Below are 14,430 nucleotides of genomic sequence, written 5' to 3' on the forward strand. Positions count from 1 at the left end.
TTGCTATGCTCATTTTTATTAATTTACATTTTAAACAACAATAAATAAGCAATTCTAATGAACCTACGGTTTAAAACACTTTTTTTTAGGCTTTGTTAAATTAGCGATTAGTTTCCGAATTTACTCATTATAGCACTACAACCATCTAGTTTAAATAGAGGCTGAATTTACTTTAAAAGCCAATATATAATAGAAAAACAACCTTGTAATTTATTAAGTTACAAGGTTGTTTTTCTTTAAATAATAAATTATTCTGCGCATTCCACTATTCTAAAATTCGACTTTCTTCTTCTTCTTCTTGTTCCTTCAATTTGTATTCATAAGCAAGATAAAGTTCTTCTAATTTAGTGTTGAAATATTTAGGAATTATTTTAACTTGAGTTAGATTACCCAGCTTATTTAAATCTTCAAAAAACGATTTAATTCTGTTTTCTATTACTTCTATATTACTAAATTTCACCTTTTCAATAATAGAATCACACTCATCATTAAATATCCTCAGAACTAGTTTAATCATATCCTCAGTCATATCCTCCACCAGTTCATTGCCTTCTTTTATACTACCATTAACAATCCATTGCTTAAATTCTATAGCTTCTTTAGATTTAATCATGTCCTTTTGTTTCTCTCTTATATCCTGAAGCATTGTAGCACCTTTTACTGAATTCAATAAATTATATTGAGGCTTATAAATACCAAAATCTTGCATTGAAACCTCATCATCTATGTTTACTATTTGAGACTTTAAGTTTTCTATGCAATCTTTCAATTTATTATATTCTAAGTCAAGATTTTCAATGGATTTTGTTTTTGTTTGAATTATAATTTCATACTCATCCGATTTATCTTGAAATTCATCAGCATTCAGTCTAGTTTGATCCTCATATTCTTTGGTCTTGAGTTCAATAAAATCATCATATTCTATTTTTTTATCTTCAAGATCTTTTGCCTTTATTACTACTAAATTATCATACTCTTCAGTTTTGCTTTGAATTAATTCATCGTACTCTGCAGATTTATCTTCAAGATTTTTTCCTTTTAGTCCGATTAAATTATCATATTCACTACTTTTAATCTCAATTAATTCCTCAAATTCTCTTGATTTGTCATCAAGTTCTTTACCTTTTAGCCCTATTAAATTATCATATTCATTTGATTTCTCTTCAAATTCTCTAGTTTGATACTCAGCTTGCTCCTTATATTCTATGTTAAGTTCTTCTATTGCTTTCCGTTTTGTTTCAATTAGATTATCGTATCCTTCTAGCTCCACTTCAAGATCTTTAGTTTTAGCTAAAATTTGGCTAAGGGCCATCTGAGATGGAGTTAGTTTTATATGTTTTAATCTTTTATTTTCCTCAACTAACCTTTCAAAATCAAGTTTATATTGCTTCGCGTTTAAAACATCCTTAATAGATGTAAGTATTGCCATTGAAACCACTCCTCATAAATTTAATAGCTTACATTATACCATAAAATTTCAGATCATAAATATGGTAATGCCATCCAAAAACTAATTGCTAAACAATCTAAGATCATTGATAAATGATTCAACCGCCTCTTGCTTTGTAGCCCAGGATGTTACTAAACGAATAGAAGAATTATCCTCATCAATTTTTTGCCATATATAAAAAGCATACTTTTCTTGTAGCTTTTTAATTGTTTCATTAGGCAATATTGGGAATATTTGATTTGTTGGTGACAGGATCAAAAATTTGTATCCACATGCACTAATACCTTTAGTTAACTGCTGTGCCATATCGTTAGCATGTTTTGCCAATTCTAGAAATAGATTATCTTTGAAAAGCTCCAAAAACTGTATACCAATTAACCTTCCCTTTGCAAGTAATCCACCCTTCTGCTTAATAAGAAATCTGAAATCTTCCTTAAGCGAATCTTTACGAATAACAAGAGCTTCTCCTAATAATGCACCATTTTTAGTTCCACCAATATAAAAAGCATCAGTTAATTTTGTCAAGTCTGAAAGCTCAATATCATTATCTTTTGAGCATAGTGCAGATCCAAGTCTGGCACCATCCATATATAAAATAAGGTTATTTTTCTTGCAACATTCACTTAAATCTTCCAATTCTTGTTTTTTATAGACTGAGCCTATTTCTGTAGGATTTGAAATATAAACCATCTTAGGCTTTACCATATGCTCATCAGTATGCTCTTCTAATGCCATTTTTATATGAATAGGCTTAAGCTTCCCATCATCTACTTTAATTGAAATAATTTTATGACCAGTGGCTTCAATAGCTCCAGTTTCATGAACTAATACATGACCTGTATTTGCAGAAATAACCGCTTCATGTGGTCTTAAAAAGGCAGAAATGACGGTAAGATTTGTTTGAGTTCCACCACAAAACAAATGAATATCAACATCATTACAGTTTAATTTATCCTTCAACAATGCAATTGCAGCTAGACAATACGAATCTTCTCCATACCCATCTGTCTGCTCCATATTTGATTTCATTAATGCTTTTAATATATTAGGATGAGCTCCCTCGCTATAATCATTTTTAAAACTATACATTAGCTTTATGCTCCTTTCGTTATGTTAGCATTTATACTTCTCAAATTTTCTATAATAATCTTTTTCTATGTAGCTTACAATGTTATTATACAACTTTTAAACAATGAACAACATAAAAAGTACTATTCTCTTAACTGAACAGTACTTTTCATTCTATTACTTTATATAATTATAGCAATCGGCTATTATTTTTTATTCATTAATCCTGCAAATTTTTTAATATTCTCTTCATGTATACTTAAAACATCCGTATTAATATTAACTCTAACGGGCAAGATAGTTTTCGCATTTTTTATTTTTTTCATATTCATAATTTAAAATAATATATTAGGTTTTAAAAAGTACGTTTAAGCAACATTTTTTTTGTCCTTTGTAGTTTCATGTTGTTGTTCAAAAAGTTTATGTCCAGAAATCTTATTTATTAACACTGCAATTGCTCCATCACCAGTTATGTTACAAGCAGTACCAAAGCTATCTTGAGCTAGGTATAGAGCTATCATTAGGGATGTTAATTGCTCATTAAATCCAAGCATGCCTTGAAGTAGTCCAAGTGCTGCCATTACAGCTCCACCAGGAACACCCGGTGCAGCAACCATTGTAACTCCTAAGGCCAAAATAAATCCAAAGAAAGTTCCGAAACTATAATTCATTCCATTTAACATCATTATTGCAATGGAACAACTTACTATACTTATAGTACTGCCTGAAAGATGTATAGTTGCACAAAGTGGAACCACAAAGTCAGCCACTCCTTCACTCACTCCATTTTTTTTAGTTTGAGCAAGTGTAACTGGAATAGTTGCTGCAGAGGATTGAGTTCCTATAGCTGTTAAATATGCAGGAATCATTGTTTTAATTAATTTGAATGGATTAACACCAGCTATTGTTCCAGCAATTAAATACTGAAGAACAATTACTGTAAAGTGAAGTATAAGTACTAATACAAATACTTTTGAGAATACTTTTAATATAGAAGCAACTTGTCCAGCATAAGTCATATTAGCAAAAGTTCCCATAATATATATAGGAAGTAATGGAATTACTATACCAGTAATCAGTTTAGTAATAATATCTTGAAATTCTTTCATAACACCCTTTATTACAGTAGATTTTATCACAGCAATTCCTATACCTAATGTAAATGCAAGAACTAATGCTGTCATTACATCCATTATTGGCGGTATTTTAACATTAATAAATGCTTTAGCGAGCTCTCCTTTACCAAAACCTGCTCCTAGTGATCCAGGTTCTAAAAATATTGGAAGAATAGTATCATTAGCAAAAAATGCTAGTGTTCCGGCAAGTACACTAGATGCATATGCTATTCCAGCTGTTATAGCTAGAATCTTACCAGCTCCAGCACCAAGATCCCCTATACCAGGCGCCACAAATCCTATAATTATAAGTGGTATAGCAAATCCTAAAAATTGCCCGAATAATCCATTAAATGTTGCAAAAAGCCTTATCCCTGTTTCAGGAAGTATACTTCCTAAAATGATACCTAAGATAATAGCTATAATAAGTCTAGGAAGTAACCCTATTTTTTTCATTTTTATTCCTCCTTGTAAAATCTAGTTATAAGCTTTAATAAGAAACCATATATAAATATATCCAATAATTTCTTTACTTATCTTTTTTACCTGTGAAGACGTTTTCTATTACCCAAAAATAATATTCTTAAATGTTGCGTAACCTATAGTAACATTATATAACCCTTTGATGGTTTTATCAATGTTAATAAACACAACCAGTACTCATTAAGCTGATTCACCTTAATAATTCTCCATATATTTCATGGTTGCACTGGCTTTTAGAATAAACTATAATGTGAACAGAGGTGGTTCAAAATGCAGGAATTAAATGTACGTATACGTTTAGCAGAAAGTGAGCTAAAATTACTAGAACATCTTACAAAGATAAAGGGTTATTCGGGCATAAGTCAATTTTTAGCTGAAATTATTAGAAATGAAATTAAAACTATTAGTGAGGATGAAAAAAATATGATATTACAAAATAATCTTACTGAGGATGATATACTAAATTTAATTAAAGCAAACATAAATCATATTAGTGGTAATTTTCAATTTGCAGACCTTTTAACAGAGTTTTGGAGTAATGTATCTTTATCACAACGCAAGAAGATTGGTAGACTTTTTAGACGTATGGTAGATAATAACGAATTCTTAGGTGTTAAATTTTTAGGACCTAATTCTTCCGGTATTGCTCTATACAAGAAAGATAGTAATATAAAAAAAGAGCACCCTCTATCATTGTCCTAGAATAGAGTTGCTCTTTTTAATATTAAAATCATAGGAATCACTTCAATACCATTATACTTACACCTTAACACTTTCCCCTAAATAAGCCTTCTTTACATCCTCATTACACAATAGGTCTTTTCCACTTCCCTTAATAGTAATTCGCCCCGTTTCAATTACATACCCTATATCTGCAATTTTTAGAGCAGCATTGGCATTTTGTTCAATTAGAAGAATAGTTACACCTTGCTTATTAATCTCTTTAATAATATTAAAAACGTCCTTAATAATTAATGGCGCTAGCCCCAAAGAAGGTTCATCCATCATTAGTAACTTTGGCCTTGACATTAATGCTCTTCCTATTGCAAGCATTTGTTGTTCTCCACCTGATAGTGTCCCTCCTTGTTGCCAAATTCTTTCCTTTAATCTAGGGAAAAGAGTATATACCCATTCCATATCTTCTTTAATTTCCTTTTCATCTTTTCTTGAAAATGCGCCTAATTTTAGGTTCTCAAGTACTGTAAGATCTCCAAAAATTCTTCTTCCCTCTGGAACCAACGTAATTCCATGTCTTACTATATTTTGAGGTTTAATCAACATCAAATCACTATCTAAATATTGAATCTTTCCACTTTTAGGTTTAACTAATCCTACTATAGAACGAAGCATAGTGCTTTTTCCAGCGCCATTGGCACCTACTAAAGTTACAATTTTACCTTCTTCAACTTCAATACTTGATCCTCTTAAAGCTTGAATCCCACCATAAGAAACTACTAGATCATCAATTTTAAGCATCATCTTCACTCACCCCCAAATATGCTTGTATAACCCTTTCGTTATTTTGGATATCATAAGGAGTTCCTTCTGCTATAGTCACACCATAGTCAAGGACGTAGATTCTATCAGATATTCCCATTACAACCTGCATGTGATGTTCTATCATAAATATAGTTAAGTTAAACTCATCTCTAATCTGTTTAATAAAACGTGTTAAATCTTCCGTTTCTTTTGGATTCATACCTGCTGCTGGTTCATCTAGAAGCAAAACTTCTGGGCTGGTCGCCATTGCTCTAGCAATTTCTAATCTTCTTTGCTTTCCATAAGGAAGAGAGTGTGCCTTATCATCCTTTTGATCTAATAAGCCTACTTTTTCAAGCAAGTTAAGAGACTTTTCCATCATTGTCTTTTCTTCTCTCTTGTATTTTGGGAGTCTACCAATTGCTTCCATAAAATTCGATTTGATATTTAAATGATTTGCAATTAGAACATTGTCAAGCACCGTTAAATCTTTAAATAATCTTATATTTTGAAAAGTTCTAGCAATTCCTGTTTTAGTAATTAAATCTGGCCTCATTCCAGTAATATCTCTATTATTAAAATTAATTTTCCCTTCAGTTGGCTTGTACACACCAGTAACCATATTAAAAACTGTAGTTTTTCCAGCACCATTGGGGCCAATTAATGCCACAATTTCTCCTTTATTTAAAGTAAGGTTAAAATCTTTTACTGCAGTTACTCCTCCAAATTGCATCTTTACATCTTCTATTTTTAATACCGTGTTTAATCCTTCTTTTACTTCTGACATTATTTATCGCCTCCTTTTTCAGATGGCTTTCTGCTAAATATACCAATTATTTTGTCAAAGCTAAACTCTTTGGTACCCATAAGCCCATGCCTAAAAAAGATGACTACCAGCATCAAGAGTGCTGAAAATACTACCATTCTAAGACCAGGGATTCCTTGAATTGTTATAAATCCAAAATTCATGGACTCATCGAGAAATCTTAATGCCTCTCCTGCAATTGTTACAATGAAAGCAGCAATAATTGATCCTGTGATACTGCCCATACCACCAAGTACGATAATAAGAAGTATATTAAAGGTTAAGATGAACCTAAACATAAGTGGGTCTATTGTACCTAACAAATTTCCTAAAAGTCCACCACCTATGCCTGCAAAAAATGCACCAATTGTAAATGCCAATACCTTATGTTTAAACAAATTTATTCCCATACTTTCTGCTGCTATCTCATCTTCTCTTATTGCTTTTAGTGCTCTTCCATAGGAACTATTTATGAGAGAAGCGATGATTATAACCGTAACAGCAGCCGTTCCAAAAGTCCACCATATGTTTGTGGTGTTTGGAATTCCTTTGAGTCCTAAGGCTCCATTTGTTAATGTTTGTGTATTGGTAAACACAACCCTTATAATTTCTGAAAACCCTAAGGTTGCAATGGCCAAATAATCTCCTTTTAATCTAAGCACTGGTGTTGCAATCATGTATCCCACAAAAGCTGAAACAAATCCTGCAATAATCAATGCTGGGAAAAATGGCAGTGTTAAATTTGCTAGTGGTTTAATTATAGGTGCTAAGAAAAAATTTTGAGCCTTCATGTTTGCTGACATTGTGAGCAGTGCCGTAGTATATGCTCCCACTGCCATAAAACCAGCATGTCCTAGTGAAAAGAGTCCTGTAAAACCATTTACCAAATTCATACTTAGTGCAAGTATTACATAAATAGCACATAAATTTAATATTCTCGTATTATAAGCATCCAAATTTTTGTCTATAAAAAATAATACTACTATTAAAATCAGCATAGAAATTATAGTTAAAATAATATTTCTCTTTTTCATATTCTACACCTTCTCCGATATTTTTTCGCCCATAATACCTGTTGGCTTAAGTAGTAATATAACAATAAGCATTATAAAAGCAAAGGCATCTCTATATCCTGATAGATTTTGAAAAAATGCAACAAGCATAATTTCACCTATGCCTAGAATAAAGCCTCCAATAACAGCACCTTTAATGTTTCCTATTCCTCCAATAACTGCCGCTATAAAGCATTTTAATCCCGGCATAACACCCATAAGTGGAAGAAGAGATGGAAACTTAAGTGCCCACAATAATGCTCCCACCGATGCAAGCATAGATCCAATTCCAAAAGTAAATGAAATCGTTTTATTTACATCTATCCCCATAAGTCCAGCTGTTTCATAATCTTTTGAAACAGCTCTCATAGCCATTCCACTCTTTGTATGATTAATCAAATATAATAGTAAATATAATAAAACAAATGTAACTACAGGGATAACAAAAGTCAATCTTTGTACAGATACGTTTCCAATTTGAACCATTTTATCAAAAATATCTGGTGTTGGAAATGCTTTTGGTATTCCTCCAAACAAAACAATAGCTACATTTTCTAAAAGAAAAGAGGCTCCAATTGCAGAAATCATAATTGAAATTTTAGGTGCTCCTCTAAGAGGTCTGTATGCCGCTTTTTCAATTAACATCCCCAGTGCACCCGTCAAAATTATTGCTATTATAAAAGAAAAATACCAAGGTAACATAAAGGTAGTTACTCCATAAAAAGCAAAGTATGTTGCCATCATAAAAATATCACCATGGGCAAAATTGATAAGCCTTAATATTCCATAAACCATTGTATATCCAATTGCAATCAGTGCATACAAACTACCAAGAGAAATCCCGTTAGTTAGATGTTGCAAGAATGTATCTAAAGTCATATGTCCTCCCCCTTGTACTATTATTAAGAACAATACGCTTCACACCATTTTGATGGAAGCGTATTGTTTTCCGTGCTACTATTTAACAGGCTCTATAACTTCTTTAAATGTGAATTTTCCATCTTTAATTTCTTTAATTACAGCACTTTTTACTGCGTTTCTATTTTCATCAAAATTAATAACTCCAGCTGCTCCTTGGAAGTCTTTAGTTTTGGCAAGTTCATCTCTTAGTTTAACCGAATCTGCTGATCCAACTCTTTTAATTGCATCTAAAAGTATGATATATGCATCATACCCAAGAGCCGTTACTGCTGCAGGTTCTTTTCCGTTATAATCTTTTCTATACTCAGCTAGAAATTTTTCTGATTCTTTTGTAATTGGCTTTTCAGTAGCAAAAAAGGTTGAGAATGTGGCTCCTTCTACTGCTTCTTTTCCTGTTGTTATAAATGCTGGTGTTTCCCAAGTATCTCCTCCGATAAATGGTGTGGTTATTCCTAATTGTCTTGCCTGTCTTATTACTAAGGCAGATTCAGTAAAGTTACCAGGTGCAAAAATAGCATCGGGGTTTTTAGCTTTTAAGTTTGTAAGCTGCGCAGTGAAATCTTGATCTCCAGTATTGTAATTTGTTACTGCAACAATACAATCAGGATCTCCTGTTAATTTTTTAAAGGAATCTGTAAAATATTTTGCAAGTCCAATTGCATAATCATTAGATACTTCTTGAACAATAGCTACCTTTTTAGCTTTCAATGTGTTGAAAGCATAATTCGCCATAACAGTTCCTTGGAAAGGATCTATAAAACATACTCTAAAGTAATATTCATTGCCTAATGTCACAAGTGGATTTGTACAAGATGTTCCCATTGTAGGAATTTTCGCTTTTTTAACAACATCTCCTGCTGCCATGGAAAGGGAACTTCCCCAACTTCCAATTATCGCAGTAACATTTTCTTTATCAACCAATCTTGATGCTGCACTTGCTGCTTCCACTTTATCTGACTTATTATCTACGAGTACAAGTTCGACTTTCTTTCCTAACACTTCTGGATAAAGTTTGTTTGCCAGCTTTATGCCTTCAATTTCTAGTGCCCCGCCAGCTGCATTTGCTCCAGTCATAGGCTCAAAAACTCCTATTTTAATTACATCACTACTAGCTGTTCCAGTTTCTGGTGCTTTTTTTCCGCAACCACTTAACCCCATTGTAGATATCATGAGAGTCGCAAGCAAAATTGATACTTTCTTTTTCATTATTTTCCCCCCTACTTTTTATTTAAAAACAAAAATTATAAATACATAGAAAATAAATTAAAAGCTTGAATTTATTTTCCCTACTATTTTTTTATTATACTATATTTTTTTATCTACTACAATATTTTTATGAAATTTGTATTTATATTTTAGTCATATTTCAGAATATTATAACTGATAACATTTTCAATTTTACAAATCGCATTGCCTTAAGTAGCTATTTATAGCATTTAATGTTGAACTATGTAAATTGATATTTCTATAATTTTTGATTCTTATATATAATTTTATTGCAGTTTTAATGATTTTTGTCTAAATATAGGAGGTTTTATATCGACAATTTCATCATTACTTAAATACATATAATATTCTGATTAAAAATTCAACTTATGATACATATAATTTGTTGCTTAGCAGTATAAACTAAATACTAAAAACTATTTCAATTTATACTCTATTGCTCCTTATAATAAAATAAACAACTGCATATAAATAAATATATGAAAAATAGAACCAGCAGACCAATATATCCACTAACTCTATTTTTATATAATAATATAGATTTTCATTTATAATATAGTTCTATTCTACGATTAAAGTTTTACATATTTTTATAATATTTTAAAGCTTCCATCTCTGCATCAATTATTTTATCGCAAAAAATATCAAACTCCTCATCAACTATTTGTAATTCAGGATGAGATAATATATATTTAATAGATTGTTTGACCCCTTGATCAAATCTAACTGTAGCAACAAAACCAGGAACTAGTCTTTTTATTTTACTATTATCAAAAACTACACTATTAGCCTTATCGCCTATTAATCCCCCCTCATAATCAGCTTGACATTTCACTAAGAAATCCGTAGCAATATGTATCTTTTTAACTTCAATATTGAGTGCTTCTCCAATACAATCATATATGTTATTCCAAGTTATAGCTTCATCTGAGGTTATATGAATAGCTTCTCCTATTGCTGCATGATTCCCCATTATTCCCAAAAACGCCTTTGCAAAATCCGAATTATGAGTTACTGTCCAAAGGGAAGTGCCATCACCTTGAATTATAACTGGTTTTCCTTTTATTATTCTATCAATAACCTGCCATGGACCATTTTTACCTTGCACCGCTAGTGGTAGACTGCTCTCACCATAGGTATGACTTGGTCGAATTATGGTTACGGGAAAATTGTTTTTCCTATATTCCTCCATTAATCTTTCTTCACAAGCTATTTTATCACGAGAATACTGCCAATAAGGATTAGAAAGTGGTGTACTTTCAGTAATTTTATAATATGACAAAGGCTTCTGATAAGCAGAAGCCGAACTAATACAAATAAACTGTCTTGTTTTCCCACTAAAAAGTCTAATGTCCCTTTGAATCTGTGAGGGTTTAAACGCAATAAAATCAGTAACCACATCAAATTTCATATCTTTAATAAGTTGAGTAACCAAAAGTTCATCATTAATATCAGCAGTTAAAACTTTTGCCCCCTCTGGAACATTGCTAACATTATTTCCCCGATTTAATAAATAAAGTTCCCACCCCTTTTCAACTGCAAGTTTAGATATTGCAGTGCTAATAGTTCCCGTTCCACCAATAAATAAAGCTTTCATTAAATCCCTCCATTCTGAAATTATCTATTTTTGAGGCTAATATTTCTTAGGCTCTATCATAATATACCATAATTACTATGAATTACAAAAATATTTTTCAAACTTAAAATGTATTAATACAATGCCCAGATGGTATCAATAAAATTATTATGGGAATTATATATGTTTGAGGTATAAATTATAGTTGCAATAATAAAAAATAAGATTCAATCTCCATATTTTATGTTTAAACTCCTAAGATTAAGAATATTCATAATGCCAATGCTTATGTGAGATTTCAAATAATAAAAATAGATTTATTTAATACATAGTTTTGATAACTATGTATTGTATTGTTTATATTTGTGTGATATATTGTTAATATAGATTAAATGAATTATACATGAAAATTTGTGATATTAATAATTAATTCTATGGAGGTATATTATGATAATAAAAGATAGTTACATTCTTATAGCATTTGGTGACTCTATTACAAAGGGAATTATTTACGATGAAGAAAGATCTAAATACGCACCTTTAAAAGAAAACTTTACAACAATTATAGGAAATAAAATAAAAGGTCAAGTATATAATGCAGGCAAATTTGGAAGCACCATCATGAGGGGTGTTAGCAAGATGTATAATGATGTGATAAAAAAATCACCTGATATAGTTTTAATAGAGTTTGGTGGTAATGACTGCGATTATAACTGGGAAGACATCGCTAAAAATCCTGACGATGAGTATAAACCAAATACTGATATTTCTACTTATCGTGAAACACTGTGTGCAATGATTGACACATTTAAAAATAATCACATATTACCAGTGCTTATGACACTACCACCACTAGATCCACTAAAATATTTCAATTGGATAACTAAAGAAGATTCTTTTGCAGAAAAAAATATCTTACATTGGCTTGGTACAAAAGATGCTCTTTTCAACTGGCATAGCTCATATAATAAAATCATTACAGAAGTAGCTAATGAAACTGGTACTTTGCTTATAGATGTAAGGTCGGAGTTTACAAAACATAGCGATTACAGCCAGTTTTTATGTAAAGACGGAATACATCCAAATATGGGTGGACAATCATTAATAGCAACTGTTATATTAAGATATATAAATGAAAACTTTAATTTTTTATTACAATCATAATTAATTTAAGGCTATGTTACCATTATCTTAATGGTAACATAGCCTTATTTGCATATAAGTAATTTAATGAAACTTAAAGTTATGGTTTCATCATCTATCTTCCCTATAATATGGTGTTCCCAAATTTTTAGGTGGAGCATTCCTTTTAGATTTTTTCATAGACACAATTACAAGAATAGCTATGGTAACTAAATATGGAAGCATATCTACTAGATATTGAGAAATAATGTGAATCCCAGCTCCCTGAAGCCTAAAGCCTATTATATCAAGTCCCCCAAATAAAAATGCTCCAAATATTGCTTTATAGGGATTCCATGCAGAAAATATAACAAGTGCTATGGCAATCCATCCTCTACCTGCCACAACATTTTCTTGCCAGTTAGGGATATATACAAGCGAAAGGTAAGCCCCTCCAAGTCCACACAATGCTCCTCCAATTAGAATATGAACATACTTATATAATGTAATATTTATACTTGCTGCATCTGCTGAGCCTGGGTTTTCTCCTATTGCTCTTAGATTTAGCCCTTTGCTTGTATTGTATAGATATACACCAATAACCACTGCTAATATATACCCAAGATACACAAAGGCATCATGTTTAAAAAATATTGGTCCAATAACAGGAATATCACTTATTACAGGAATAAAGTAAGGTTTAAAAAAGTTTTTCACTGCTGCAGGGGCAGTTTGCCCAACTAACTGCTTGCCTATTAAGGTTGAAAACCCACTTCCAAAGGTAGCCAAGGCCAGGCCTGTAACTACTTGATTTGCTCTTAAAGATATTGTTAAAAAAGCAAATATTAAGCCACCAAATGCTCCAGCAACCATCGCTCCTAGGAGTGCCGCAAAAACATTTTCAGTGCTTAGTCCTACCAAAAAACCTATTACAGCACCCATGAGCATCATACCTTCCACTCCGAGATTAAGGTTGCCAGCTTTCTCTATTAATATTTCGCCAAGAGTTGCAAAAAGAAGAGGAGTTCCTGCAACTATTGCTGCAGCTAAAAACGTTGTCATTCCATTCATTCTGCGCCACCTCCTTTGCTAGAAATTTTAAACCTAATAAAAAACTCACTACCAAGTACAAAAAACAAAATAACAGATTGTAATAAAAGTGCCGTAGCACCCGGTATTCCATAGGAGGTTTGAATGAAGGACCCTCCTTGCTGAAGAGCCGCAAATAATATTGAAATGACCAGAATAACTGGTGCATTTAAATACCCAAGCCATGCAACTATTATAGCTGTATATCCTACTCCTCCAGATACACTTTCGCCAAGTGTATTGCTTATACCTGAAGCTTGAATCATCCCAACAAGTCCACATAAGCCCCCACTTAAAAGTATAGAAATAATTATAGTTTTCTTTATATCAACCCCAGAATAAAGTGCTGTTTTTTCGCTTTCTCCTAGTACCGAAATTTCATAACCCCTTTTAGTATAATTCATGAAAATATATATGAATACAACTAAAATCAGTGCAAATATCCATCCAATGTGCACTTTGAAAAGCTCTGGAAGTATAGCATTATCAGTAAAGCTCGCTATTTTTGCAAATCCCTTTGCATTAGGGTCCTTTAATGGCCCATGCTGAAGGAATACTATCCATTTAATAGCAACATAATTCATCATCAGAGTGACTATGGTTTCATTTGTACCCCACTTTGCTTTAAAAACAGCAGGGATTAGTGCCCACAAGCTTCCACCGATTATACCCGCAATCATCATTATTATTAATAGTGCAGGTCTTGGCATTTGTGGAAATTTAAGTGCAAATAGGGAAGCTGCAAAGGCTCCCATAAGGATTTGACCTTCAGCACCAATATTCCAAAAATGCATTTTAAAAGCTACTGCAACCCCTAATGCAGCTATACAAAGAGGAATCGCTAGTTTAATAGTTTCTCTAATAGAATAAGAGGACCCAAAAGCTCCATTTAGCATTGATGTATAAATATCTAAAGGGTTCTTTTTCATCAGTATAAAAACTATGCTAAATACCAAAAGTGCAAGTATTACTGAAGAAATTCTAATGGTTGTACTTTTTCCTTTGCTTATTTCAGCTCTTTTTATAAACCTTAGCATCCACTA

13 protein-coding genes are annotated in these 14,430 nt (G+C 31.9%); 2 read left to right on the forward strand and 11 right to left on the reverse strand.

All coding sequences use genetic code 11. The features are described 5' to 3' along the window. Nucleotides 1-265 precede the first annotated feature (265 nt). From ACREVU_RS10495 to ACREVU_RS10505, 3 genes are all read right to left on the reverse strand, one after another. A complete protein-coding gene (locus tag ACREVU_RS10495) occupies nt 266-1,429 on the reverse strand; it encodes an SNIPE associated domain-containing protein (RefSeq protein ID WP_431551551.1) in 1,164 nt (387 codons plus the stop codon). Between the two features lie 81 nt (nt 1,430-1,510). Then, nucleotides 1,511-2,539: a threonine aldolase family protein gene (locus ACREVU_RS10500; protein WP_431551552.1), complete on the reverse strand. Its 1,029-nt coding sequence runs from the start codon at nt 2,537-2,539 to the stop codon at nt 1,511-1,513. Nucleotides 2,540-2,886: 347 nt separating this feature from the next. Beyond that, on the reverse strand, nt 2,887-4,089 hold the full coding sequence (locus ACREVU_RS10505) for a dicarboxylate/amino acid:cation symporter (RefSeq protein ID WP_431551553.1): 1,203 nt from the start codon (nt 4,087-4,089) through the stop codon (nt 2,887-2,889). A 297-nt stretch (nt 4,090-4,386) separates the two neighbouring features. Here ACREVU_RS10505 and ACREVU_RS10510 point away from each other — a divergent pair, with 297 nt between their 5' ends. Further along, entirely contained in the window at nt 4,387-4,818 is a 432-nt protein-coding gene (locus ACREVU_RS10510) for a DUF1413 domain-containing protein (protein WP_431551554.1), read from the forward strand. A gap of 57 nt (nt 4,819-4,875) precedes the next feature. Here the strand turns inward: ACREVU_RS10510 and ACREVU_RS10515 are convergent, their stop codons facing one another. The 6 genes from ACREVU_RS10515 to ACREVU_RS10540 all read right to left on the reverse strand — a co-directional run bounded on the left by ACREVU_RS10515 (nt 4,876) and on the right by ACREVU_RS10540 (nt 11,197). Beyond that, a complete protein-coding gene (locus tag ACREVU_RS10515; RefSeq protein WP_431551694.1) occupies nt 4,876-5,592 on the reverse strand; it encodes an ABC transporter ATP-binding protein in 717 nt (238 codons plus the stop codon). Beyond that, nucleotides 5,585-6,382, reverse strand: coding sequence for an ABC transporter ATP-binding protein (locus ACREVU_RS10520; protein WP_431551555.1), 798 nt, complete (start codon nt 6,380-6,382; stop codon nt 5,585-5,587). The genes ACREVU_RS10515 and ACREVU_RS10520 overlap by 8 nt, the downstream gene beginning before the upstream one ends. Continuing rightward, the gene (locus ACREVU_RS10525; RefSeq protein WP_431551556.1) at nt 6,382-7,434 is read right to left on the reverse strand and encodes a branched-chain amino acid ABC transporter permease; all 1,053 of its coding nucleotides are present in this window, start codon (nt 7,432-7,434) and stop codon (nt 6,382-6,384) included. Before ACREVU_RS10525 ends, ACREVU_RS10520 begins: the two co-directional genes overlap by 1 nt. 3 nt (nt 7,435-7,437) lie before the next feature. Beyond that, nucleotides 7,438-8,331: a branched-chain amino acid ABC transporter permease gene (locus tag ACREVU_RS10530; protein WP_431551557.1), complete on the reverse strand. Its 894-nt coding sequence runs from the start codon at nt 8,329-8,331 to the stop codon at nt 7,438-7,440. 78 nt (nt 8,332-8,409) lie between these two features. Beyond that, entirely contained in the window at nt 8,410-9,579 is a 1,170-nt protein-coding gene (locus tag ACREVU_RS10535; RefSeq protein WP_431551558.1) for an ABC transporter substrate-binding protein, read from the reverse strand. Between the two features lie 601 nt (nt 9,580-10,180). After that, the gene (locus ACREVU_RS10540) at nt 10,181-11,197 is read right to left on the reverse strand and encodes an SDR family oxidoreductase (protein WP_431551559.1); all 1,017 of its coding nucleotides are present in this window, start codon (nt 11,195-11,197) and stop codon (nt 10,181-10,183) included. A gap of 426 nt (nt 11,198-11,623) precedes the next feature. Here ACREVU_RS10540 and ACREVU_RS10545 point away from each other — a divergent pair, with 426 nt between their 5' ends. Beyond that, nucleotides 11,624-12,340, forward strand: a complete 717-nt coding sequence (locus tag ACREVU_RS10545) for an SGNH/GDSL hydrolase family protein (RefSeq protein ID WP_431551560.1) — start codon at nt 11,624-11,626, stop codon at nt 12,338-12,340. A 90-nt stretch (nt 12,341-12,430) separates the two neighbouring features. On the opposite strand, the gene ACREVU_RS10550 is transcribed toward ACREVU_RS10545, so the two are convergent. Both ACREVU_RS10550 and ACREVU_RS10555 read right to left on the reverse strand, forming a co-directional pair. Continuing rightward, the gene (locus tag ACREVU_RS10550) at nt 12,431-13,369 is read right to left on the reverse strand and encodes an ABC transporter permease (protein WP_431551561.1); all 939 of its coding nucleotides are present in this window, start codon (nt 13,367-13,369) and stop codon (nt 12,431-12,433) included. Beyond that, nucleotides 13,366-14,424 (reverse strand): ABC transporter permease, encoded by a 1,059-nt coding sequence (locus ACREVU_RS10555; RefSeq protein ID WP_431551562.1) that lies wholly within the window; start codon nt 14,422-14,424, stop codon nt 13,366-13,368. The genes ACREVU_RS10550 and ACREVU_RS10555 overlap by 4 nt, the downstream gene beginning before the upstream one ends. Nucleotides 14,425-14,430 lie beyond the last annotated feature (6 nt).

It is taken from the genome of Clostridium sp. (assembly GCF_050717535.1).
Taxonomy (GTDB): Bacteria; Bacillota; Clostridia; order Clostridiales; family Clostridiaceae; genus Clostridium_AD.